The organism is Janthinobacterium sp. ROICE36 (assembly GCF_002869965.1).
Classification (GTDB): Bacteria; Pseudomonadota; Gammaproteobacteria; order Burkholderiales; family Burkholderiaceae_D; genus Janthinobacterium.
Genome location: NZ_PEBS01000040.1, coordinates 1 through 23,170, shown reverse-complemented (window position 1 = coordinate 23,170; position 23,170 = coordinate 1). Strand labels below are relative to the sequence as shown.

The following is a 23,170-nucleotide window of genomic DNA, read 5'->3' as shown; positions in this document are numbered from 1 at the left end:
AAGCGCCAGCCGATGCGATGCGCCGGCCTTTGCATCGTTAACTGTCTGCACGCCACCCATGCCCCGCCTATTTTTTCTTGACCGCCTCGTGCAATTCGCGCCAGTTCGCCACCTCGCGCCAGCTGAGGCGCCGCGCAGGCAGCGGTGCGCTGACGACCTTGAGCGCCTGCAGTGCTCCACTGCTTGCAGCAGGCAAGCCCGGTTGCAGCACGGCCAGTTCCTTGCGCACCTCGGCCCGCCCTGCCGCCGTCGCGGCGCCCACCGTGCTGTTCAGTTCCAGCGCCAGCGGCGGTGCGCGCGCCAGGCCGTCGAACAAACGCCCCGTCTGCGCGCCCGCCTGCACGACACCGGCAGCATCGGCGGCAAAGCCGCTCAGCACATCGAGCACGTACAGGCGCGTGGCCGGTTTGGCGCAAGGATCGCGCCCCGGCAGGACGGTATTGAACAACACCTTGCCGGCGGCCAGTACGGGACTGCTGACGCTGCGTTCGCCCGTCTGCGTGGTATTGAGAAAATCGAGATACCAGCCACGCATGGCGTCGCTACCCGTATAGCGCAGCTCCCCGCCGTCGACGCGCACGCCACCCACCGCCTCGCCCAAGCTGCGCGGCTCCAGGTCGGCCCGGCTACGCGTGGGGGACGCATCGCGCAAATCGTCGTGCACGGCGTAAAACGACTGCGGCAGAAAGGCGGCGGGCCAGGTATCGGCCGCTTCGACCAGCTTGCCCGTACCGAACAGCAACACATAGCCGCCACCAGGCGCGTACGCCACGCTCGGTTGCTGCGTCACGGGCTGACGCCTGCCCTGCACATCGCGCGCGACAAACACGAGCTTGCGCCCCTGGCCATCCTTCCACGGCGGCCCGCCAGCCATGTCGAGGCGCCAGATATTGCCTTGCAAATCGCCCACATACAGATACGCCAGCGCACCGTCGCTGCCCGGCACCACGGCGGGCGGACCCAGCGCCTGGGACATGGCGTCCGCGCCCGCGTTCGCGCCCGCGTTCGCATCCCCACCGCTTTCATGGCCGCCGCCGCTGGCCACGGGTAGCTTGAGGCGGAAGTAATTACTCCCTAACAACCAGGGCGTGCCGGGCGCCTTGTCCAGCGCCAGCAGGAAGATGGCGGCAGCCGATGCGGGCGCCGTCGTATCCTTGCCGTCGTCAACATGGTTGTTGTAGCCGCTGGCAACGATGGCAAAATCGCGGTAAGCCGGCACGCCCTCCTTGCCGCCCATATTAATGCGGGCAAAGGATGGCGGCGCGCGCACGTTGCCCATGAGCTTGTCGTCGCGATCCGTAAATTCCCACAGCGCGCCATCCTGCGCGAAGCGCGCCGGGTCGGTGATATCGAGCGCAAACACGCCTTGCGCCCCACCGCCCATGCCCGACCCCAGCACCGTCTTCCAACGTCCCAGCGCCAGCACTTCCGCCGTGGCCGCCGCGCCGTCGAGCAGCGGGCCGGGGCTGTAGTGAGTGCTCGCAGCGGCTGCAGCAAAGTGCAGCAGCGCCTGCGGCAGATAGGCAAACAATTCGCTGCCCGTGCGCGCATCGAACGCATGCAGCAAGCCATCGTTGGCGCCCAGGTACAATATTTTGCGCCGCTGCAGCAGCAACTTGCGGTGCAAGCCATAGTCGGCGCCTGGCATGCCCAGCCCCGGCGCGCCCACGTACACGAGATTGCCGTACGGCGCCACCCCCAGGCTGCCTGCTCGGCGCCGCAGGAAGCCGCCTGGCTGGCCCACCTCGTGCGTGCGCTTGCCCAGCAGATACGCCAGGCGCGCTTCGCCCTGGCCCGCCTGTCCATCGCCGCCGTCGAATGCGTCGCGCTGTTCCGCGTCGAGACGCTTCCAGACCAGCGGCATCAGGCGGCCCTGGGCGTCGAGCGTATAGACGGGACGCAAGGCTGCCGGCGCGCCATCCGGCACAGCCTTCTCCTGCCCGCCGACGCGCCACCCTGGCTTGCCAGCAAGCAGTGCGCCAGCGGCAGCCACGGCAAACGCGGTGCGCGACAAGGTCATGCTGCCATCGGCCAGGCGCATCTGCGTCTGAAACCAATATGCCTCTTCCGCGCCGCTGGCCAAGGCCATCAGCGCCGGCCCCGCCAGCGTCACCGGCAAGCTGCCCTTGTCGGCGGCCGCAAAAGCTGCGCGCAATCCCCCGATCAGGGCGGCCGGATCACTGCCCGGCAGGTAATGGCTAGGCCAGCGGCCGTCAACGCTCCACTCCTCCAGCGCGTTACCCGTTGCGCTCTTGTAGGGGTTGGCGTCGCCATTCGCATCGAAAAAGCCGCCATATTTGGCCGCCAGCAACAAGGAGGTGGAGGCGGGCACGTTGGCCTGGTCGCCCTGGCGCAAGTCGCCCGCATAGTGCTCGCCTTTTGCAAGGCCGTCGTTCTTGCCGCCAGGACGCAGCGCCTGCACATGCGACCAGTAGGCCAGGCCCGCCGCATGGTAGCTGGCGCCGCCCACTCCGTCAGCCAGCAATTCCAGTGCCGCCAGTTCGGGCCGTGGCGCGGGATTGCCCTGTGCGCCGCCGCTTTCCAGGCTGCCCACCGCATGCGTCCAGGCCATCGCATCGAACGGCGGCGCCACAAAACCATCGGCGGCGCGTGCGCGGTCGCCGTTTGATGCGGGCGTCGCCGGGACATTGCCGGGCACGTAGCGGTCGCCCGCCATGCCCGCATCGCCGAGGCTGACGACGACGTGGCGCTGGCAGCTGGCCGTCTGCGGGTCGCTCCATGCAGTCACGACCGGCAAGCCGCCATCGATGGCAGGCAGGGCCGGAGGCACCGCCGCGCTCGCTTGCCTTCCCTGCAGGTAGCGCAGCGATTCGTACAGCAATTCAGCCAGCGGCGCCGCCCTGGCGTACGCGCCCGGATACCCGGCGTTGCCGCGGCCCAGACTATTGATGTAAGCGATCACCCCGCCGCCAGGGCCCGCGCCTTGGGCCGCAGCTGGCGCTACATATACCCCAGTAGCGGGATTCCATTCGACGTCGGCATTGTCTTGCGGCAAAAAATCAGGCGCGCTCCAGCGCCGCTGGCCCACGTGGGCCAGCGGCGCGCGCAGCACGCCGCCATACACGGCGCCGGCGCCGGCGGGCGCGTCGTTCAAGTGGCCAAACACGCCCACGCGCACTCTGCCGCCATGGCGCTGCACTGCACCCACCGGCTTGTAGTTCTTACCATACGCCTGGCACAAATCGTCGCGCAGCGGCCCCTCATCAGCATCGCAGACGCGCACGCGCGCGAGAAACACGCCGTGCGTGGCAGCTGCGCCTGGCGCGTCGCAACTGCCGCCCGCAGACGGGCTGAGGCTGGCATCACCGAACAGCAGGCGGTTGCGACAGGAAACGATGGCCAGTTGCGCCAGCGCAAACGGTGTCGCCGCCGCCACGCCGGCCTGCAGGAACTTGCGCGGGAAAAAGGCGGGATGGGCAAAGAAGTCGATGGGGCCGTCGGCATCGGGCAGCCAGGCGCGCTGCAGCACCGTCTTGCGCACTTCGTCGATGACACGGTCGCCGCCCGTCAAGGCATAGCGCACGATGTCGAACATGCTGCTACTGGCCCAGTTGAGAAAGTTGCCGCTGAAACTATCACCGCCGCAACCGTGCAGCGCATCGGCCGGTTTCAGCACGGAGAAGTAAGCGGTCGCTACGCGCAAGTCCGGCAGCATGACACCGTCCTTGCTGCGATACGGATAGCTGTAGCACATGCGCGCATGAAAATAGCCTGCGTACTCGCGCTGCGGCGCATAGTCGCCGCCATGTGCGGCAGCGGCGGCCGCATGCGTGAGGGACAGGTTGAGCAGCAAATTAGGCGGCACGCGAGCACCGTGCAAGCCCGCGTCGGCCCGCGCCAGCGTCACCGTGGGAGGGGCCGCGACGGCGGCGCAAGCCAGGCAAGCCAGCAGCAGCAAACAGACGGAGCAAAGTGCCCTCATGGCCCCGCTCCCGTCGCCTCTTTGCGGTAGTAGCTTTGCAGCACGACTTGCGTGCTTTCCTGCGCGCCAAACCCCATGGCCGTGATGCGGTACACATAGCTTTCCGTGGCCAGGCCAGCTGCCACGGCCGCCGCCTGCGCGCCGGGCGGGTGAAACGGCAGCAATTCGATCAGGTAGCGGGGCCGGCGCGACGGCAGGAAACCCTGCCCCGTCTGCATGACGGCGCCCGTAAACTGGCCATACGGCACCGCGCGGTTGCCAGCGTCCGCGCCATCCAGGTTCATGCTCAACCAGAGCGCCGGCGCATCCGCAGCTGCGGGCAGGCAAAGGCCCAGTGCGCCTTCGTCGCCGCAGCCATCTGCGAACCCGGCTGCACTGCCCGGTGCGAAAAGGCTGCTACGTCCCGGTGCGCCGGGCAAGCCTTCGATATCGTTTTGCGCATCCACCAATGCCTCCTCTGCCGACTGAAATGCAATTTGCCGGTCGCGCTCGCCGCGTGCCGCCTTTTCGCCCTGCAAGGCCGTCTGCGCTGCCGATATGCCCAGCAGCAAGATGATCACCAGCAGGCAAAGCACATACACCAGGGTGGCGCCACGCCGCCGCGCGCCAGGAGTGCAGCAGCCTGGGCAACAGCGGGCGCCCGCGCCAGCCATCATGGCGCCCGCCTAGGCCGGCCCGTTGCGCAGCATGATGCTCGTCTGCACCAGTTGCCGCAGCCTGGAGCGCGTTGCAGCCGGCAAGGATGCGCGCACGATGCGCACGCCCGTGTCGCCGGCGCCGTGCGCCTCGGCATACGCCTTGCCGAACAGGTCGAATTGCGCCGCTCCCAGTTCCGCCATCTTGTCCTGCTGGCCCGCCTCTCCATGCAAGAGCAAGGCCACGCGCACGCTGGCGACGCGCTTCCAGTGCGTGCGCCGGTGAAAATCGCGCTGGCGTGCGGCCGCATCCGCGCCCGCCAGCAGCAGCGCCGCATCGTAAGCGTCGAGCGCGCTGGCATTGACATAGTGGTTCGCCACCCCATCGGGCGGCGTATCCGTGTCGAGGCCATACAGCACCTGAAAGCCGTCGACGCCACGGATGACGGCGTCCGCCCCCCAGCCGTTCGCGCCACGGTATTTGCAGCGCAGCTCGCCTTCGCCATCGGCGCCCTGCGCTACATAGAAAATGCTCCAGCCCCGCTGCGCCTCCGTTTGCGCGGCACCCACGCCGAAGCCGGCGCAATTGAGCACGGAACCGTCGCCGCCCTCCTCCTTGCCGGCGCCGTAATAACGCAAGGCCAGCACGTCGCTGCCATGCAGGGCGTCGGGCAGCGCGCCGCTGATACCCTCGCTGTTCTTGGCCAGGCCATGCGCGTCGAGGCCGGCGACATTCGCGCTGTCGTGCGCGGCATGGGCGACGGGCGCGACGCTGCTATCCCAATTCACATAGGCCGTCTGGCGCACGGCGCGGGCGATGGTGTCGAGCGCATAGCGGCCGTTGTCGTCCAGGCGCGCGCTGGCGGACTGCTCGCCATAACTGCCGCTGGCCGCCAGCAGCACGCTACTGGCGGCCAGCATCAGCAGCGCGCCCAGCGACAGGGCCACCAGCAATTCGACCAGGCCCATGCCACGATGCCGGCGCCAGCGGGCGTGCATGCCGTTCATGCGCCGCCTCCCCCCAGCTGGAATGCCAGCCTGGGCAGTGACTCGCTTGCCGCATTCACAGCGGGCGAGCCATCGGGATGGCGGCCGCGCCAGCCCAGCTTGATGACGATGGGCACGCCCTTGCCACCGCTGCACGCCCAATGCAAGCCCTGGGCGGCGGCGTCCCACGCGGGAGCATCGCGGCAGATATGCAGGCGCGCGCCGGGCAAGGCCGATTGCAGCTGCTGTTTCCATTCGGCGATGTCGAATTGCGCCAGCTCCGCCGCGCCGCAGACGGCAGCGCCGAAACAATCGGGCGCGCCGCCAGCATCGGTGCCGTCCACCGCCGCGTATTCCACGTTCAGGTAGGGGTTGTCCGCATCGGGACCGTACATGAGCACGCTGTTCGAGCGCATGCGTTCGGCCATGCCGGCGGCCAGTTGCACACCCGCAGACAACAGCGCCGACTCATGGCGCGCGCGCAGGGAGTTCAGTTGCAGAATGCTGGCGCCCAGCAGGCCCAGCGCCAATAGCAGCAGCGACACCAGCACCTCGACGAGGCTGCTGCCATCCATGGGACCACGCGCAACATAGTGCATGAGCTTCTCCTGCTGACAGAATCAAACCCGGACTGGAGCCGCAAGGACGCCCGGCCCAACTACACGATAGGCGCGCGCAAAAACGCAGACATGAGGCAGCGCAAACGTCTCAGAGAAAAGAGAAAAAGAAGGAGAAAGTGAAGGAAAAAAAGCGCCTGGATTGATCAAGCCGCTTGCCAGGCAAACGCTGGCGTGGTGAACACGGGGCGCAGGAGCGGCCCCATTTTCAATAAGGTGAACGTCAAGGCTTGCTGCGCGCCTGCCCCACTTCGGCAATCGCATCCTGGAACTCGGCCAGGTCTTCGAAATTCTTGTACACGGAGGCGAAGCGGATGTAGGCGATCTTGTCCAGTCGCTTGAGTTCCTGCATGACGAGCTCGCCGATATAGCCGGAATCGACTTCGCGCAAGCCGCTGGTCAGCAGTTTTTCCTGGATGGATGCAATGGCTGTGTCCACGGAGGCGGCCGCGACGGGACGCTTGCGCAAGGCCAGCATCAAACTGCCGCGCAACTTATCCGCAGCGAACTCCGTCCGGCTGCCATTCTTTTTGACGACGGCCGGCATGATAAGTTCAATCCGTTCGTAGGTGGTAAAACGCTTGTCGCATTTGCCGCAGCGGCGGCGGCGCCGAATGGCATCCCCATCCTCCGATACACGCGTATCGAGAACCTGGGTATCGCCGTGCTGGCAAAATGGACATTTCATGGGGCGGAGACAGCTTTATAGTGGTTAATGACGGAGAATCGCCGCCCTTGTACAAAGGGCGCCCGAATCACTCCGGGCGCCCTTGGGCAGCACTGGAATGTGTCAGACAGAATCTTACTCTGTATGACACATTCTGGACAAATAATTATGCTGCGTACACAGGGTGCGCGTCGGCCAGTACTTTCACGGCCGCTTTGACGCGCTCGATGGTGGCAGCGTCATGCGGATTGTCCAGAACGTCGGCGATCAGGTTGCCCACTTCTTCCGCTTGCGCTTCCTTGAAACCGCGCGTCGTCATCGCCGGGCTACCCAGGCGGATGCCCGAGGTAACGAAGGGTTTTTGCGGGTCGTTCGGGATGCCGTTCTTGTTGCAGGTGATGTGCGCGGAACCGAGGATGGCTTCGGCTTCCTTGCCCGTCAGGTTCTTGGCGCGCAGGTCGACCAGCATGACGTGCGATTCGGTGCCGCCAGACACGATGCGCAGGCCGCGCTTGATCAGGGTCTTCGCCAGCACGTCGGCGTTCTTGATCACTTGCTTCTGGTATTCGACGAAGTCAGGGCTCAGCGCTTCCTTGAAGGCGACAGCCTTGCCGGCGATCACGTGCATCAGCGGGCCGCCCTGGATGCCAGGGAAGATAGCCGAATTGATGGCTTTTTCGTGTTCAGCCTTCATCAGGATGATGCCGCCGCGCGGGCCGCGCAACGATTTGTGCGTGGTCGAGGTGACGAAGTCGGCGAACGGCACCGGGTTCGGGTACAGGCCGGCGGCGATCAAGCCTGCGTAGTGGGCCATGTCGACCATGAAGTAGGCGCCCACTTCCTTGGCGATCTTGCCGAAACGCTCGAAGTCGATCTTTTTCGAAAAGGCCGACGCGCCGGCGATGATCAGCTTCGGCTTGCGTTCGCGGGCCAGGCGTTCCATCGCCTCGTAGTCGATGTCTTCTTCCGCCGTCAAGCCATACGACACCACGTCGAACCACTTACCGGACATGTTCAGCGGCATGCCGTGGGTCAGGTGCCCGCCTTCGGCCAGCGACATACCCATGATCAGGTCGCCTGGTTTCAACATGGCAAAGAACACGCCCTGGTTCGCCTGCGAGCCGGAATTCGGCTGCACGTTCGCGCATTCGGCGCCGAACAGTTTTTTCACGCGGTCGATGGCCAGTTGCTCGGCGATGTCGACGAATTCGCAGCCGCCGTAGTAGCGCTTGCCCGGATAGCCTTCGGCATACTTGTTGGTCAGCTGCGAACCTTGCGCTTCCATGACGGCTGGCGACGTATAGTTTTCCGACGCGATCAACTCGATGTGATCGTGCTGGCGCGTGTTTTCTTTTTGAATGACGGCGAACAATTCCGGATCGACGTTGGCGAGGGTGTGATCTTTTGCGAACATGTAAAAACTCCAAAGATAAGGGTGCTTGTACTGGCAGGTTGGATCGAATGAGGGGAGCCGACGTTAAGTGAATAACAACATTGGACAGGCAGCCTCTTCGTGCTTTTCCATAGTGGCTACCCAGGCGAACGGCGGATAAAAAATCTCACGTTTCCCGGTGGGTGCCCACCTTTCGCCGGTTTGCCGATCGCCATCCATGGAGATCGCCCGACTTTTCGCCAGTCACGTGAGACGTAATGGAAGCCAAATTGTAAGTTAAGTGCCCAAATTGAGCAAGGAATGCAACCGTACAGCTATAATCGCCGCGCCAACGCAGCCCTGGCACGAGCACAGGCCGCCCCGAGACAAGACTGCGGCGCTTAAGCTGAACTTAAACCTGATCACGGCATGTAAGCGTATGTTACGAAGCTTGCCATTGTGCGCCCCGGATTTACAATGCTGCGGTGCAACTTATATGCAGCTTTTGCATGGCTTTCCAGCAAGCGCCCACAGTCACAAGAAGAAAAATCGCGTAAAATGTTGCTCAATCTCACTACTGGCGCAATAAACATGCCTTCAGTCTTTACCTGGAACGTACGTGTCTACTATGAAGACACCGACGCCGGCGGCATCGTCTATTACGCAAATTACCTGAAATTCTTCGAACGCGCGCGTACCGAATGGCTGCGCGCCGTCGACGTGGGCCAGCAGGAATTGCTGGAACAGCATGACGCGATGTTCGTTGTCAAAAGCGTCAACGCCGACTATCATGCGCCAGCCAGGCTCGATGACACGGTAAGATTAACCTTAAGCATAGAAAAAATGGGGCGCGCCTCCATCGTTTTCCTGCAACAAGCCTGGTGCGGCGACCGACTGCTGAACACGGCCCGCGTCAAGATCGGCTGCGTCGACTCGACATTGCGCCCGCGCGCCGTGCCTGACGCAGTGGCGGCCCGCATGCGCGCCGCCTGAGCCCTACCCGCCACCCCCGGACAATTCACCCAACAGACTGCCAGCCAATGAACGTTACACAAGATCTTTCTTTCCTCGCGCTCATCACCAATGCCCATTTGATCGTGCAACTGATCATGGCCCTGCTGCTGCTGATTTCCCTGACCAGCTGGACCTACATTTTCCGCAAGATGTTTGCCGTGCGTCAGGCGCGCAAGCAGACCATCGAATTTGAACGCAGCTTCTGGGCCGGCGGCAACCTGCATGCGCTGCATCAAAGCGCCAGCGGCAACCGCGACCAGAGCGGCGCGCTGGCCCGCATTTTTGACGCCGGCATGGGCGAATTCATCAAGGGCAAGGCCTCCTACGGTTCGCGCGAAGCGCTGGACGTCGGCGCCGTGCTCGACGGCGCCCGCCGCGCCATGCGCGCCGCCTTCCAGCGTGAAATGGACGTGCTCGAATCGCACCTGGCCTTCCTCGCTTCCGTCGGCTCTGTCTCGCCCTACATCGGCCTGCTGGGCACCGTCTGGGGCATCATGAACGCCTTCCGCGGCCTGGCCAACGTGCAGCAAGCCACCTTGGCCGCCGTCGCGCCCGGCATTGCCGAAGCGCTGATCGCCACCGCCATCGGCCTGTTCGCGGCGATTCCCGCCGTCGTCGCCTACAACCGTTTTTCGCATGACATCGACCGCCTGGCGATTCGCTTCGAGAGCTTCGTCGAGGAATTCTCCAACATCTTGCAGCGCCAGTCGCGCTAAGAGGGAGCAGCGTCCATGGGTTCCTCATTCAATAGCGGCGGTATGCGCGGCGGCCGTGGCCGCAAGTTCAAGTCCGAGATCAACGTCGTGCCGTATATCGACGTGATGCTGGTGCTGCTGATCATTTTCATGGTGATGCCATCGTCGAACAATCCCAGCGTGGTGAACTTGCCCAACGCGGAAAGGTCTGCGAAACCACCCGATGACTATATTCAGATCGTGCTGAAACCGAATGGTTCCCTGTCGATCGGCGTCATCGGCAAGGAACAGCTGTCGCCGGAAACGGAACCGAACCGCGACGCCCTGCTGCGCAAGCTGCGCGGCTTGCACGAGAGCAATCCTGACTATCCCGTGATGATTGCGGGCGACAAGGAAAGCAAGTACGACGATGTGATCCAGCTCATTTCGGAAGCGAAAAAAATGGGCATTACCCGCGTCGGCCTGGCCACCAAGTAAGCGCAATACCCTGTTTCCAGACTTGACCGTTTTTAGATAGACTAGACTTTGCAGACCAAACAAATCGACCATTTACTCGGCAAGCCCTACAGCGTGCCGCGCGAACGCAGCCGCTGGCCCTCGCTGGGCCTGGCGCTGGCGATGCACCTTGGCCTGCTGTTTTTCCTGTGGGTAGGCGTACACTGGCAAAATACGGAACCTGTGGCCGTCGAAGCGGAAGTGTGGGACCTGAAAGTGCAGACGGCCGCGCCGCCGCCCGACGTGGCGACGGAACCGGAGCCGACACCGGCGCCGCCGCCGGAACCACAAGTAGAACAGCCGGCCCCGCCGCCACCGCCGCCGGTGGCCGCGCCCGAGCCGAAGGTTGACCTGCGCGAGGCGGAAATCGCCCTGGAGCGCAAGAAGGCCAAGCTGAAGGAAGAGAAGGAAAAAGCGGCAGCGGAAGAGCGCCGCAAGCAGGAATGGAAGGAACGCGAGGAAGAAAAGCGCGAACTGGAAAAGCAGAAGCAGAAAGAAAAAGACAAGGCTGACAAGCTGGAAAAAGAAAAAGCAGAAAAAGCAGAAAAGGCCGACAAGCTGGAGAAAGCCAAGGAAGCCAAAGAGAAAGCGGCGGAAGAAAAAGCCGAGAAAGAACTGTCCGATAAAAAAGCGGCGGCGGAAAAAGCGGCCAAGGCGAAAAAAGCGGCGGAAGAGAAAAAAGCCGCCGACAAGGCGCGTGCCGCAGAAATGAGTCGCATCACGGGTGCGGCAGGCGCCGGCACAACGGGCACGGCCGCGAAAGCGACCGCGCCACGCAAGGACAGCGGCTATGTCGCTGCCCTGACGAGCAAGATCAAGAGCAATATCGCATACAGCGGTAGCACGGACGTGCCGGGCAACCCGCGCGCCGTGTTCAAGATCGAGCAACTGCCAACTGGGGAAATTATTTCGGTCCGAAAGATTAAAAGTAGCGGCCTGCCGGCGTATGACAGCTCGGTGGAAAACGCCATTAATAAATCGTCGCCACTGCCGAAGAAAAAAGACGGCACCGTGGAACGCGAGATTGAACTCATATTCGAGATGAAGGATTTGCCTAAATGATGACCATGAAAAAAATGAGCTATGTCATGCTCTGTGCCGGCCTGATGCTGGGAGCCTCCGGCGCCCAGGCGCAGCTGCGCGTGGAGATTACCGGGATAGGCAGCAACCAGATCCCGGTAGCTGTCGCCAGCTTTGTCAATGAATCGGCGGCGCCGCAATCGCTGTCGGGCATCATCAAAGCCGACCTGGCGCGCAGCGGCGTGTTCAAGCTGATCGACGCCGATGCACCCGTGTCGGAAACGGCGCCCGTCAGCTACGACCAATGGAAGTCGCGCGGCGCCGATGCGCTGGCGGCCGGCAGCGTGCAAAGCATGGCCGATGGCCGCCTGGACGTGCGCTACAAGCTGTTCGACACCATCAAGGGCGCCCAGATCTCCAGCATGAACAATGCGGCCGCGCCGCAGTTCAACCGCCTGCTGGCGCATAAAATTGCCGACGACATCTATGAAAAGTTGACGGGCGTCAAAGGCGCGTTCGCCACGCGCATCGCTTACGTCACGCAATCGGGCCGCGAATACCGCCTGGAAGTGGCAGATGCCGATGGCGAAGGCATCCAGGTCGCCTTGCGCTCGAACGAGCCGATCATTTCACCGTCGTGGTCGCCGGACGGCACCAAGGTGGCGTATGTCTCGTTTGAAAAGAAAAAGCCCATCGTCTACGTGCAAAACCTGGTGACGCGCCAGCGCACCATCGTATCGAATGAAAAAGGCAGCAATTCGGCGCCAAGCTGGAGCCCGGACGGTTCGCGCCTGGCCGTGGCCCTGTCGCGCGACGGCCATACCCAGGTCTACACCGTGAATGCCGACGGCAGCGGCTTGCGCCGCGTCAGCAGCAGCAGCGGCATCGATACGGAACCCCAATTCTCGGCCGATGGCCAGAGCATTTACTTCACCAGCGATCGCAGCGGCGGACCACAAATCTACCGCATGTCGGTCGGCGGTGGCGAAGCCAAGCGCGTGACGTTTGGCGGCCCCTACAACATCAGCCCGCGGATTTCCTCCGACGGGAAGACACTCGCTTATATTTCCCGTCGCGACGGCAATTTCCAGCTCTACGCGCTCGACCTGGCTAGTGGCCAGGAACTGCGCCTGTCGGACACCGCCAACGACGAATCACCGAGCTTTTCGCCCAACGGGAAATATATTATGTACGCGACCGAATCCGGACGACGCAAGTCGCTGGCAGTGGTATCGGTGGATGGCCGCGTCAAACAGCGTTTGACCACGCAAGCTGGCAATATCAAGGAGCCCACCTGGGGTCCTTTTATGAAGTAAATGCTGTACAGTTTCACCTTTAACCATGACCCGGAGAATAAAAATGAGTAATTTTAAAAGCTTGGCCTTCATCGCCGCTACCGCAGCTCTGCTGTCCGCCTGCAGCACCCCAGTCAAAGTCGCCGAAACGCCAGTCGTTGAGCGCGCTCCTGAAAAAGTCGTCGCTCCAGTTGACACCCGTCAAGTTCAGCCAGTGACGACCGCATCGGTCGATCCACTGGACGATCCAAAAGGCGTGCTGGCTAACCGCAGCATCTACTTCGACTTCAACAAATACGTCGTGCGCGAAGCGGACACCCCAGTCGTGCAAAACCACGCTGGCTATCTGGTGAAAACCCCAGCACGCAAGATCCTGATCCAAGGTAACACCGATGAACGCGGTGGAGCTGAGTACAATCTGGCCCTGGGCCAGAAACGTGCTGAAGCCGTGCGCAAGTCGATGGCCGCCCTGGGCGTGCCAGAAGGCCAAATGGAAGCCGTGTCGCTGGGCAAAGAAAAGCCTAAAGCACAAGGCAGCAACGAAGCAGCATGGGCTGAAAACCGCCGCGCTGACATCGTTTATTGATGTTCCTGGGTGAGCGCCGCAGCATTGACGCTTACCTAACTGGCCAGTCATAGGCATAATAATGGGGCGCAGCGCGGTGATTCACCGCCCAGCGCCCCGTTTGCATGTTTGCGTAACCTTTGAAAGCCCGACCCATGATGACATTCTCGAAAGCCGGCGTCGCCGCCGCCTTGATGGCCGCGTTTGCCTACCTGCCCCTGCACGCCAACGCCGCCCTGTTCGACGACGACGAAGCGCGCAAAGCCATCCTGGAGCTGCGCGCCAAGGTCGATGCCATGGCGCGCGACCTGAACAGCCGCGTCGATACCAAAGCCGACCAGACCAGCACCTTGAGCCTGATCAACCAACACGACCAGACCATGCAAGAGATCGCCCGCCTGCGCGGCCAGATCGAAGTGCTGGGCAACGACCTGGCGAATACGCAAAAGCGCCAGAAGGATTTCTACACCGACATCGACGCGCGCCTGCGCAAGTTGGAGCCGCGCCAGGTCACCATCGATGGCCAGGAAGCGGCCGTGGGCGTCTCCGAGCAAAGCGCGTACGAATCCGCGTTCGGCCTGTTCAAGTCGGGCGACTACAAGGGCGCCGTCACGGCCCTGGACGCCTTCGTGAAACGCTATCCGGAATCGGCCTACGCGGCCAACGCGCAATACTGGCTGGGCAACGCCTATTACGCCCAGCGCGACTGCAAGAGCGCCATCACGGCCCAGCAGGCAGTGCTGAAACACTACCCGGACAGCCCGAAGGCGCCCGACGCCATGCTCAACATCGCCAGCTGCTACACGGAGCTGAAAGACAAGCCGAACGCGACCAAGACACTGAACGCGCTGATCTCGCGCTACCCGGACTCCAGCGCGGCCCAGGCCGCCAAGGAACGGGGCGGCAAAAAGTAAAAACGGGGAAAAAGTTGCCCGTTAGGTTTGACAGAATCCCGGGCACCCCCTATAATCTTTCTTCTTCGGGTCGTTAGCTCAGCTGGTAGAGCAGCGGACTTTTAATCCGTTGGTCGCAGGTTCGAATCCCGCACGGCCTACCACGAATTCGCAGTACTGATCTGCTTGCGAGTTGTACTAGCAAGCATTTTTTTACGGCACAGTGTTACCGAAGTTGTTGTACAAGTTTTTGGGTCGTTAGCTCAGCTGGTAGAGCAGCGGACTTTTAATCCGTTGGTCGCAGGTTCGAATCCCGCACGGCCTACCAAATACTTCAGAGAAGCCAACCGTTCGCGGTTGGCTTTTTTGTTTTTCAAAAATAGAAACAGGCAGCATTATTTCCGGAAGACGAGCGCCATCGGCACTCTACGTCTTCGCTCTTAACGCGACACCAACGCCTGCCTCGCGGCCAGATGCGCCACTACGCTACCCATCACCCGCCCCAGCGGCAGCTCCACCCAGCGGTGAAACGCAGCCCCGGCCGCCAGGCTGGCGCCCCAGGCGGTCAGCATGCCCAGCGCTTGCCACTCCGGCTCCAATGGGGCATAGGAGGTAAACAAGGCATTCACCAGCAGGCTGACGGGAAAGTGGACGAGAAACACGGCATACGAGATGCGCCCCAGGGCGTTGATGATGTTCCAGGCGCGGCCCTGCGCGGGCGTGCGGGCGCGGCCAAACAGGAACAGGGCGCAGGCGACGATCAGCGCCAAGGCGATGCGGCTGCGGTAATCGACGGCCAGGGCCAGCAGCACGGGCACGGCGGCCATGACCATGAGCGCGGTCATGGCACCGGGCTTGCGCCTGGGGTCGCTGGCCCACCAGGCCATGAGTCCCAGGCCATAGCTGCCAAAGAAATACGGCGCCCAGTTGTCCCAATCCGCATCGAGATTGAAATACAGCAGGGAAAAGGTGATGCCCACGGTGACGGCCAGCGGCATCAGCCAGCCCATGCGCCGCTGGCCCGCCAGGCGACCGCCCAGCCACAGCAGCGATACCGTCAGCAGATACAACTGAAAATCGATGGCCACGTACCAGGCGCCGGCCGACAGCGATTCATAGCCCAGCATGCCGTGCAGCAGCAAGGCATGGGCGCTCAGCTGGCCCAGGGTGACGGCGCCCGACATGGAGTCGTGCTGCATCCAGATGCCCGCCAGGGGCGTCAGCACGGCGGCGAGCAAGGTGGCGGCAAGGAAAGGCGGCGCCAGCTTGGCATAGCGGCGCCAGACGGCTTGCAGCGGGGTGGCAAGGCCGGCGCGGCCGGCGGGCGAAAGGGATTTGGCGACCAGAAAGCCGCCGATGACGAGGAACACTTGCACGGCGATGCGCGCACTACCGCCCAGCCAGTCCAGCAACGCGGGCCACAGGGGTTGCACGTAGTCGGACATGGGGCCGTAAAACGCCAGGTGGTGCAACACGATCAACTGCGCCGCGCCCGCCTTTAAACCATTGATCCAGCCAAACTGCGGACGCTTTACCAGGTCCGCCTGAGATACCGCTGCTGCTACCGTCATTCCCATCCCTTGCCATGCCAGGTAGTGTCGCCAGCCCGTCGCGCAACAGGCGCGCGGCCGAGGAGCTACCGAAAGGCCGATATCATAGCCGAGCCTGCAAGATGGCGGGGCACGGCAGGCAGCTACAGGCCCTGCCCGCCCGCCTCTGGCGCCTCGGGGGACAATGGCTGCTGCGCCAGGATGGCATCGAGCAAGCCAGGGAAACGGCTCTCGATATCGGCGCGGCGCAAGGTATTCATATGCGTCGTGCCCGCGTTTTGCGTGTACACCAGACCCGCTTCGCGCAACACCTTGAAATGGTGGGACACGGTCGACTTTGGCCGCCCGCCGTCCAGATCGCCGCAGGCGGCAGCGTCCACTCTGGCCAGGTGGCGCACGATGTCGAGGCGGATGCTGTCACTCAAGGCGTAGAGCACGCGCTCGAGGACGAATTCGCTGGCGGAGGGATGTTTGTGTGGACGCATGAGCAGAATCATACAGCATGCGCTATACTAATTCCATTATTCGAATATTTACGAACTACCGAATCAGCATTCCTCTATTTTTCCACCAACACACACAAAGGTCACCATGTCCGCCCTCTTCCAGCCATTCAGTCTTAAAGACATCACCCTGCGCAACCGCATCGCCGTGCCGCCCATGTGCCAGTACATGGCCGTCGATGGCCAGGCCAACGACTGGCATCTATCGCATTACGCGGGCATGGCGCGTGGCGGCGCGGGCCTGGTGATCGTCGAAGCGACGGCCGTGGCACCGGAAGGCCGCATCACGCCCGGCTGCACGGGCATCTGGAATGATGATCTGGCGCAAGCCTTCGTGCCCGTCGTGAAAGCCATCAAGGCGGCCGGCTCCGTGCCCGGCATCCAGATCGCCCACGCGGGCCGCAAGGCCAGCGCCAACCGCCCATGGGAAGGCGACGACCATATCGCTGAAGGCGACGCGCGCGGCTGGCAAACCATCGCCCCGTCCGCCATCGCCTTTGGCGGCGGCCTGCTGAAAGTGCCGCGCGCCATGGACCTCGACGATATCGCCCGCGTGCAACAGAACTTCGTCGACGCCGCCGTGCGCGCCCGCGAAGTGGGCTTCGAATGGCTGGAACTGCACTTCGCCCACGGCTATCTGGCGCAAAGCTTCTTTTCCGCCCATTCGAACCAGCGCGACGATATCTATGGCGGCAGCGTGGAAAACCGCAGCCGCTTCCTGCTGGAAACATTGAAAGCCGTGCGTGCCGTATGGCCCGAGCACCTGCCCCTGACCATCCGCTTTGGCGTGCTGGAATTTGACGGCCGCGACGAGCAAACCCTGCTTGAATCGATCGGTCTGGTGCGCCAGTTCAAGGATGCCGGCATGGATATGCTCAGCGTCAGCATGGGCTTCACCATTCCCGATGTGGCGATTCCGTGGGGTCCGGCCTTTATGGGCCCGATTGCCGAGCGCGTCCGCCGCGAAGCTGACGTGCCCGTCTCGTCCGCCTGGGGCTTCGGCACGCCGGCCATCGCCGAGCGTGTCGTCAAGGAAGAACAGCTGGATGTGGTGATGGTCGGCAAGGCGCACCTGGCCAATCCGCACTGGGCCTACTTTGCCGCCAAGGAACTCGGCGTGGAGCGCGCCTCGTGGACCCTGCCGGCGCCCTACGCGCACTGGCTGGAACGCTATTGATCGTCCTTGAGCGTTGCCGGATGCCCTTCCAGGGGCAGTTCCGGCAGGAACAACAGGAAGACCAGCCCGAATAGCAGCAGCACGGCGCCGGCGCCAAATACGCTGGCGATCGCATGGCGGTACACTTCCACCGTCTGAACCGCCGTATGCGCGCCCAGCGCCGAGACGGCTTCCACGCCATGTTGATGTAGCTGATGTGCCAGGATGGCGCCGGAGGCCGTCACGCCCAGCAAGCCGCCCAGCGAACGGAAGAAGGCCAGCATGGCGGTGCCCACGCCGCGGCGCGCCAGCGGCAAGGCATTTTGCACGGCAATCGTCATGTTCGGCATCACCAGTCCCAGGCCCGTACCCAGGAAGAAAATGGCCGGCTCGATGATCCAGTAACCGCGCGACGTTGCCATGGCCCAGGCCAGCACGGCAAACGCCAGCAGCGCCACGGCCAACCCCGCCACCTGCACCATCTTGTACTTGCCCGAGCGCGACAGTACCCTGCCGTTGAACATCGACGAGGCCACCAGGCCCACCATCATCGCCACCGTCATCACGCCCGATTCGGCGGGACTGGTGCCCATCACCAGCTGGAAGAACAGAGGGAAAAAGACGCTGGCGCCCATCAAGCCCATGAAAGTCATGGCCATCACCAGGCTGGCGATATTGAAGGTAAGGTTCTCGAACAAGTCGGGCGGCAGCACCGGTTCATCCACCCTGCCCACGTGTACCGCCAGCCATATCCCCAGCAGCACGGCGACGCCGCCGCACACCTTGATGGCCAGCGCATCCCACGGCCACTCCGTGCCGCCCAGCGCCAGCACCAGCAGGGCCGCCGTGATGGCGCCCGTCAGCAAGAAGGACCCCAGGTAATCGATCTTGTGCGCATGCGTGCGCACGGGCTTGCGCATGGCGCGCGCGATGATGACAAAGGCGGCCGCGCCGATGGGCAGGTTGACATAGAAAATCCAATGCCACGACCAGGCATCCGTGATGACGCCGCCCAGCACGGGACCGAGCACGCTGGTGACGGCAAACACGATGGGCACCATGCCTTGCCGCTTGCCCCGCTCGGCCGGCGGCACGATGTCGCCGATGATGATTTGCGCCAGCGGCATGAAACCGCCCGCACCGAGACCCTGGATGGCGCGGAAAATGATCAGCTCCGTCATGTTCTGCGCCAGCCCGCACAGCACGGAGCCAAGCAAAAAGGTCAGCAGGGCCGTAAAGATCATGGGACGGCGGCCATACTGGTCGGCCAGCTTGCCGTACAGGGGCATGGTGGCCGTCGAGGCCAGCACATAGGCCGTGACCACCCACGACAGATGCGCCATGCCGCCCAGGTCATCGACGATGCGCGGCAAGGCCGTGGCGACGATGCTCTGGTCCAGCGCGCCCAGGCCCAGCACGGCCATCAAGCCCAGGTAGATGGCGCGCACTTCGCGTTCCGTCAGCGGCGCCTCTGCACTCGCTGGTTTTGCGGGGCTGCTCATGCTTGTCCAATCTCAAGCAGCGGCTGCATGGCGGCGGCCAGTGCCTCCATCTGCTGCGGCGACAAACGGGCGATGCGCCGCGCCAGCGCATCGCGGCGGCGCGCGCGCAAGGTTTCGAGCATGGCCAAGCCTTGCGCGGACACTTGCAGGCCAGAGCGGCGCCGGTCCTGCGGATCGGGCGCGCTGCGCTCGACCAGTCCCGCTTCTTCGAGCGACTTGACCTGCGCGCTGACGGTGGGCCCGCGCACATTTTGCAGGCGCGCCAGCGCGGCCACGCCGATGCCGGGCTGCTCGTGTATCAGCGCCAGCAACATATATTGCATCATCGACATGCCGCCTTCCAGTTCGCTCCCTTCACGCTGCATGGATCGCAGCAAGCGCTTGAACGCCAGGCGCAAGTCATCGGACAGCGCCAGCGCGCGTGCGGGGATGGGCAGGTCTTCGGTAGTGGACATAGGCATATATAAATAGGTAGGCTATCTACCTATGTTATGCCGTACCCTGGCATCACGCAAGGTTTTTTCCATCCCTGCCCTTCCCAAAACCGCCGTTGGCCGTCATAATAGCCGCCCTTGGGTCGTTAGCTCAGCTGGTAGAGCAGCGGACTTTTAATCCGTTGGTCGCAGGTTCGAATCCCGCACGGCCTACCAAGAATTTGCAGTGCGTTTGCATGCCTCCACGGCAAGCACGCACCGCACAGCGTTACCGCAGTAGTTGTAAAAAGTTTTTGGGTCGTTAGCTCAGCTGGTAGAGCAGCGGACTTTTAATCCGTTGGTCGCAGGTTCGAATCCCGCACGGCCTACCAAATACTTCAGAGAAGCCAACCGTTCGCGGTTGGCTTTTTTGTTAGCGCGCAGCTATTCCAATCCTTCCCCATACCTGCCCGGCGTCACGCCCATCACGCGCTTGAACATGGCGATGAAGGCGCTGACGTTGTCGTAGCCCAGGTCCAGCGCAATCGTCGTGACGGGCTGGCCGGCTGCCAATAATTCCAGGGCGCGCAGGATGCGGGCGCGCTGGCGCCAGGCGGAGGGGGTAAAGCCGGTCTCGATCGTGAAACGGCGCGCCAGGGTGCGCGGCGACAGGCCGGCCCAGGCGGCCAGCAATGCCACGCCACGCTCGTCGGCTAGGTCATCAAGCACGGCGCGCGCCACGCGCAGCAGGCGCGGATCCGTGGGCAAGGGCAAGCCGAAGGGCTCGTGCGGCGAGTCGGCGATCTCGTCGAGGATCACGCCCGCTACCCTGATCTGCCGCGCGTCCAGCGCGCCCTCGTCCCAGGTGCTGGCGCGGCCCACCGCCTCGCGCAGCAAGCCCGAGACGCGCATCACGCAAGGCGCGGCGGGCAAGCTGGCGCAATTGGCTTCATCCACATACACGCTCCAGCCCGCAAATGGGCCATGCGATCGCAGCGCATGGACGTGGTGGGGCGGCATCCACACGCAGTGGCTGGCCGGCACCACCCACTGCCCGCTGTCGGCGGCAACGGAAAGCAAGCCCCGCATGGCGCCGAACAGCTGGCCGCTGGCATGGGTGTGTGCCCCCGTCACCCGTTCCTGCGGGTGGGCAATGCGCATGGCACGCAGCGGCAGCGACTGCGTGGGCAAGATTGGCGGATTTGACGTATTGAATGACATAAACAACGCAGGCAAGACAATCTAGCCATCATACAGTGGAATCTTTCCATCGTTCAGGAGCTCATCATGCGTGCAAAAGACGTATTACCCGATCAACAAAACCAGGGCCAGTTCAATGGCGTCATCGTGCGCAAGGGCACGGTGGCTGCCTTCCTCGCCAATGCCAGGCTGTGGCTGGACGAGACCGCCAGCGTCGCAGAAAGGACCATTGCCGAGCGCGATATCCTCGATGCCTTGCCAGCGCTGCACGCGCTGGGACTGTTCGACATTGTGCAAGTGCGCGATGCTGCGCTGTGCGAACTGGTATCAGTTTCGGCAGCGCGACCGGGCTGACTCGTACCCGGTGCGCATTTCCTCTATCATGCTGCTTTGCCCCCTTCGCATCCGCCATGCCGTTCACCATTGCCACCCCCGTCCACAGCGAACTGATCATCAAGAAAAGCCGTTTCATCGGTTGCGTGCAGCCGATGACGGACCGCGCCAGCGCGCAGCAGGTGGTCAATGACTTGAAGGCGCAGCATCCGGGCGCCTGCCATGTGTGCTGGGCCTTGCTGGCGGGCGGGCAGTCGGCGGCCGTCGATGATGGCGAACCGAGCGGCACGGCCGGGCGGCCCATGCTCGACGTGCTGCGCCACCAGGATCTGGAAGGCGTGCTGGCGACCGTCGTGCGCTACTTTGGCGGAATCAAGCTGGGCGCAGGGGGCCTGGTGCGCGCCTACACGGACAGCGTGGCGCAAGCGCTGTTGCAGGCGGAAAAGACGGCCATCGTGCGCCAGCGTACCCTGCGCTGCACGGTGCCGTATGCGATGGAAGGCATGCTGCGGCGCGAACTCGATGGCGCCGGCGCCACCTTGCTGAACGTGGAACACGGCGACGCCGTGCTGTTCGACTTCAGCCTGGCGGAAACGGCGGCCACAGCCCTGCTCGCTCACCTGCATGAGGCGGGCAATGGGCGCATCGCCTGGCTTGACGCCGAGGACTGAGACTGAGACTGAGACTGGGACTGGGACTGGGACTGGCGCAGCTTATTGCACGCGGCGTACCTTGGGCGAGTTGTTCGTGCCTTCGATCTTCAGGAAGAAGGTGCCCATGAAATTGCGTTCGAGCGTCACCTTGGGATTGTTCAGCGGCGACAGCACGGCGGAGCTGCCATCGACGATGCGCCACACCTGGCCATTGCTCAATTTGATCAGTTCGTTGCCGCTCCAGCCATCGAACTTGCCGGCGATGCTGCTGCTGATCGACTTGTTTTCTTCCGGCTCGGCCGCCTTGGGCGCCTTGACCGTTTCCATGCCAAAGCTTTGCTCGCGCTGCTGCGCGTTGGGCACCGCAGTAACGGGGGCGATGGGCGCGGCGGCGCCCAAAGGAATGGCGTCATAGCATTTCACGCGGCTGGCGATATCGGCCAGCGAACGGCATTGCAACATGGCGGCATCATCGGCCAGGGACGCGCCCGATACGAACAGCAGCAAAAAGAGAGCTTTCATCGAAATTCTTTCAAAATAAGAGAAGTTACGCCAAGCATGCCGTTTGCCATGCATGCGGGGAATGATTATATCGATAGCCAGGGGCCGTGGCATGACGATCTTGCCACGGCTTGCGGTGCTTGTACGAAACTCAGACGCCGCGCGGCCGCTTGATCTGCAGCAAAATGAAATGTATCCACGCCAGCGCCGGCAGCACCATCAATACCAGCATCAGTCCGGCCGGCATGTCCGGCACAAAACGCACGAAGCAGGCGAGAAAACCGGCGATGGCCAGCCAGAAGCGCCAGTTGAACGCATACGCCTTGCGCGCCACCGTCGCCAGGGCGATGCGCCAGAATTCCAGCAAGGCCCACAAGCCGCCCGTCAGCAATAGTGCGGCCAGGGCATGGGCGCCGGGGGCGTCGGCCCAGGTGCGCACCAGGTTGTACAGCAGCACGGGATAGCCGGCCGTCATGGCCAGGGTGGCCGGGCCGGCGGCGATGACAGCTTCAAACAACTGCCCTTTGGAACGATGATCCACTACATCCCCCTATGCCACGACGCCCGAATGGGCGGCGGTCACTTGCAGCGCGCCGGCCGCGTCCTGCGTCCAGACGCGCGTAAAACGGAAGTCGCCATGCGTTTCCACGTCGTGATAACTGCCCGTCAGCTGCATGCGCACGGAGACCACGGCCACGTTGCCGTTGATGCGCACATGGCGCTCGGAGGCGCGCAGATCGGTGATGGTCAGCAAGCGCTGCTCGTGCGCCGCCAGGTCCGCATGCTTGCTCAGCAAGTGCCCCAGGTGATTCGTAAACAACAAGTCATCGGCCAGCAATACATTCAGTACAGCCACGTCGGAGGCCATCATGGCCAGGCGCAAGCGCTCTTCCGCATCGATTACTTGGGCTTCCGTTAACAGGGTGTTGAAAAAGGACCCCAGTCCTTCGGATTTTGTCGCCAGACATGCGAATTTTTCGGGCTGGAAGCCGCATTTTTCCTAAAAAGCAGTTTTCAGCCACTTTTCAGGCCGTTTTTTGACATTTTTTAGCGCTTTCCGTACTCTATGGACGGAGTTATCCAACCACCGCCGATAAACGCCAGCCAAAGATCGTCGCCATGCGTGTCAGGTTGTAAGCGGCGAAAGTGAACGTGGTTTGT

General features: G+C 63.1%; 24 protein-coding genes, 4 tRNA genes and 1 riboswitch. Of the genes, 14 read left to right on the top strand and 14 right to left on the bottom strand.

Annotation, left to right across the window (positions count from 1 at the left end):
• Positions 1 to 67: 67 nt before the first annotated feature.
• The 6 genes from CSZ94_RS16765 to glyA all read right to left on the bottom strand — a co-directional run bounded on the left by CSZ94_RS16765 (position 68) and on the right by glyA (position 8,263).
• A complete protein-coding gene (locus tag CSZ94_RS16765; RefSeq protein ID WP_102122549.1) occupies positions 68 to 3,943 on the bottom strand; it encodes a pilus assembly protein in 3,876 nt (1,291 codons plus the stop codon).
• Positions 3,940 to 4,599, bottom strand: coding sequence for a pilus assembly PilX family protein (locus CSZ94_RS16760; RefSeq protein ID WP_102122548.1), 660 nt, complete (start codon positions 4,597 to 4,599; stop codon positions 3,940 to 3,942). Before CSZ94_RS16760 ends, CSZ94_RS16765 begins: the two co-directional genes overlap by 4 nt.
• A gap of 9 nt (positions 4,600 to 4,608) precedes the next feature.
• A complete protein-coding gene (locus CSZ94_RS16755; RefSeq protein WP_258001035.1) occupies positions 4,609 to 5,586 on the bottom strand; it encodes a PilW family protein in 978 nt (325 codons plus the stop codon).
• The gene (gene pilV, locus CSZ94_RS16750; protein ID WP_102122547.1) at positions 5,583 to 6,164 is read right to left on the bottom strand and encodes a type IV pilus modification protein PilV; all 582 of its coding nucleotides are present in this window, start codon (positions 6,162 to 6,164) and stop codon (positions 5,583 to 5,585) included. The genes CSZ94_RS16755 and pilV overlap by 4 nt, the downstream gene beginning before the upstream one ends.
• A 241-nt stretch (positions 6,165 to 6,405) precedes the next feature.
• Positions 6,406 to 6,870: a transcriptional regulator NrdR gene (gene nrdR / locus CSZ94_RS16745; RefSeq protein ID WP_102122546.1), complete on the bottom strand. Its 465-nt coding sequence runs from the start codon at positions 6,868 to 6,870 to the stop codon at positions 6,406 to 6,408.
• A gap of 145 nt (positions 6,871 to 7,015) precedes the next feature.
• The gene (glyA, locus tag CSZ94_RS16740; RefSeq protein ID WP_102122545.1) at positions 7,016 to 8,263 is read right to left on the bottom strand and encodes a serine hydroxymethyltransferase; all 1,248 of its coding nucleotides are present in this window, start codon (positions 8,261 to 8,263) and stop codon (positions 7,016 to 7,018) included.
• A gap of 111 nt (positions 8,264 to 8,374) precedes the next feature.
• Positions 8,375 to 8,499: riboswitch (ZMP/ZTP riboswitch) on the bottom strand.
• A gap of 313 nt (positions 8,500 to 8,812) precedes the next feature.
• Between glyA and ybgC the strand changes: the two genes are divergently transcribed.
• The 9 genes from ybgC to CSZ94_RS16695 all read left to right on the top strand — a co-directional run bounded on the left by ybgC (position 8,813) and on the right by CSZ94_RS16695 (position 14,526).
• Positions 8,813 to 9,214, top strand: a complete 402-nt coding sequence (ybgC, locus tag CSZ94_RS16735) for a tol-pal system-associated acyl-CoA thioesterase (RefSeq protein ID WP_102122544.1) — start codon at positions 8,813 to 8,815, stop codon at positions 9,212 to 9,214.
• Between the two features lie 47 nt (positions 9,215 to 9,261).
• A complete protein-coding gene (gene tolQ, locus CSZ94_RS16730; RefSeq protein WP_102122543.1) occupies positions 9,262 to 9,951 on the top strand; it encodes a protein TolQ in 690 nt (229 codons plus the stop codon).
• Between the two features lie 15 nt (positions 9,952 to 9,966).
• Complete coding sequence (locus CSZ94_RS16725; RefSeq protein WP_242428498.1) at positions 9,967 to 10,407, top strand: ExbD/TolR family protein; 441 nt, start codon at positions 9,967 to 9,969, stop codon at positions 10,405 to 10,407.
• A 48-nt stretch (positions 10,408 to 10,455) separates the two neighbouring features.
• Complete coding sequence (gene tolA / locus CSZ94_RS16720; RefSeq protein ID WP_102122542.1) at positions 10,456 to 11,487, top strand: cell envelope integrity protein TolA; 1,032 nt, start codon at positions 10,456 to 10,458, stop codon at positions 11,485 to 11,487.
• A gap of 5 nt (positions 11,488 to 11,492) precedes the next feature.
• Positions 11,493 to 12,761, top strand: a complete 1,269-nt coding sequence (tolB, locus tag CSZ94_RS16715; RefSeq protein WP_374703586.1) for a Tol-Pal system beta propeller repeat protein TolB — start codon at positions 11,493 to 11,495, stop codon at positions 12,759 to 12,761.
• A 43-nt stretch (positions 12,762 to 12,804) separates the two neighbouring features.
• Complete coding sequence (gene pal, locus CSZ94_RS16710) at positions 12,805 to 13,326, top strand: peptidoglycan-associated lipoprotein Pal (RefSeq protein WP_102122540.1); 522 nt, start codon at positions 12,805 to 12,807, stop codon at positions 13,324 to 13,326.
• A 134-nt stretch (positions 13,327 to 13,460) separates the two neighbouring features.
• Positions 13,461 to 14,219: a tol-pal system protein YbgF gene (ybgF, locus tag CSZ94_RS16705; protein WP_102122539.1), complete on the top strand. Its 759-nt coding sequence runs from the start codon at positions 13,461 to 13,463 to the stop codon at positions 14,217 to 14,219.
• Between the two features lie 67 nt (positions 14,220 to 14,286).
• Positions 14,287 to 14,362: transfer RNA gene (locus CSZ94_RS16700), tRNA-Lys, on the top strand.
• A gap of 88 nt (positions 14,363 to 14,450) precedes the next feature.
• Positions 14,451 to 14,526 (top strand) — tRNA-Lys (locus CSZ94_RS16695).
• A gap of 112 nt (positions 14,527 to 14,638) precedes the next feature.
• Here CSZ94_RS16695 and CSZ94_RS16690 read toward each other — a convergent pair.
• Both CSZ94_RS16690 and CSZ94_RS16685 read right to left on the bottom strand, forming a co-directional pair.
• Positions 14,639 to 15,769, bottom strand: a complete 1,131-nt coding sequence (locus tag CSZ94_RS16690; protein WP_102122538.1) for an acyltransferase family protein — start codon at positions 15,767 to 15,769, stop codon at positions 14,639 to 14,641.
• Positions 15,770 to 15,891: 122 nt separating this feature from the next.
• Entirely contained in the window at positions 15,892 to 16,233 is a 342-nt protein-coding gene (locus CSZ94_RS16685; RefSeq protein WP_102122573.1) for an ArsR/SmtB family transcription factor, read from the bottom strand.
• Between the two features lie 106 nt (positions 16,234 to 16,339).
• Here CSZ94_RS16685 and CSZ94_RS16680 point away from each other — a divergent pair, with 106 nt between their 5' ends.
• Positions 16,340 to 17,428, top strand: a complete 1,089-nt coding sequence (locus CSZ94_RS16680) for an NADH:flavin oxidoreductase/NADH oxidase (RefSeq protein ID WP_102122537.1) — start codon at positions 16,340 to 16,342, stop codon at positions 17,426 to 17,428.
• Here the strand turns inward: CSZ94_RS16680 and CSZ94_RS16675 are convergent.
• Both CSZ94_RS16675 and CSZ94_RS16670 read right to left on the bottom strand, forming a co-directional pair.
• A complete protein-coding gene (locus CSZ94_RS16675; protein ID WP_258001034.1) occupies positions 17,422 to 18,909 on the bottom strand; it encodes an MDR family MFS transporter in 1,488 nt (495 codons plus the stop codon). The genes CSZ94_RS16680 and CSZ94_RS16675 overlap by 7 nt on opposite strands.
• Positions 18,906 to 19,364, bottom strand: a complete 459-nt coding sequence (locus CSZ94_RS16670) for a MarR family winged helix-turn-helix transcriptional regulator (RefSeq protein ID WP_180977510.1) — start codon at positions 19,362 to 19,364, stop codon at positions 18,906 to 18,908. The genes CSZ94_RS16675 and CSZ94_RS16670 overlap by 4 nt, the downstream gene beginning before the upstream one ends.
• Positions 19,365 to 19,483: 119 nt before the next feature.
• Here CSZ94_RS16670 and CSZ94_RS16665 point away from each other — a divergent pair.
• Both CSZ94_RS16665 and CSZ94_RS16660 read left to right on the top strand, forming a co-directional pair.
• Positions 19,484 to 19,559, top strand: a tRNA-Lys gene (locus tag CSZ94_RS16665).
• A 79-nt stretch (positions 19,560 to 19,638) separates the two neighbouring features.
• Positions 19,639 to 19,714, top strand: a tRNA-Lys gene (locus CSZ94_RS16660).
• 52 nt (positions 19,715 to 19,766) lie between these two features.
• Here the strand turns inward: CSZ94_RS16660 and CSZ94_RS16655 are convergent.
• The gene (locus tag CSZ94_RS16655; RefSeq protein WP_102122571.1) at positions 19,767 to 20,543 is read right to left on the bottom strand and encodes an AraC family transcriptional regulator; all 777 of its coding nucleotides are present in this window, start codon (positions 20,541 to 20,543) and stop codon (positions 19,767 to 19,769) included.
• Positions 20,544 to 20,609: 66 nt separating this feature from the next.
• On the opposite strand from CSZ94_RS16655, the gene CSZ94_RS16650 reads away from it, so the two are divergent.
• Positions 20,610 to 20,876, top strand: coding sequence for a hypothetical protein (locus CSZ94_RS16650; protein WP_102122535.1), 267 nt, complete (start codon positions 20,610 to 20,612; stop codon positions 20,874 to 20,876).
• 56 nt (positions 20,877 to 20,932) lie between these two features.
• Positions 20,933 to 21,526 carry an IMPACT family protein gene (locus CSZ94_RS16645; RefSeq protein ID WP_102122534.1) on the top strand — a complete coding sequence of 198 codons (594 nt, stop codon included), beginning with the start codon at positions 20,933 to 20,935 and terminating at the stop codon, positions 21,524 to 21,526.
• Between the two features lie 42 nt (positions 21,527 to 21,568).
• Here CSZ94_RS16645 and CSZ94_RS16640 read toward each other — a convergent pair whose 3' ends face one another.
• The 3 genes from CSZ94_RS16640 to CSZ94_RS16630 all read right to left on the bottom strand — a co-directional run bounded on the left by CSZ94_RS16640 (position 21,569) and on the right by CSZ94_RS16630 (position 22,910).
• The gene (locus CSZ94_RS16640; protein ID WP_102122533.1) at positions 21,569 to 22,030 is read right to left on the bottom strand and encodes a hypothetical protein; all 462 of its coding nucleotides are present in this window, start codon (positions 22,028 to 22,030) and stop codon (positions 21,569 to 21,571) included.
• Positions 22,031 to 22,160: 130 nt separating this feature from the next.
• Positions 22,161 to 22,550, bottom strand: coding sequence for a hypothetical protein (locus tag CSZ94_RS16635; protein WP_146009818.1), 390 nt, complete (start codon positions 22,548 to 22,550; stop codon positions 22,161 to 22,163).
• 9 nt (positions 22,551 to 22,559) lie between these two features.
• Positions 22,560 to 22,910: a nuclear transport factor 2 family protein gene (locus tag CSZ94_RS16630; protein WP_258001039.1), complete on the bottom strand. Its 351-nt coding sequence runs from the start codon at positions 22,908 to 22,910 to the stop codon at positions 22,560 to 22,562.
• Positions 22,911 to 23,170 lie beyond the last annotated feature (260 nt).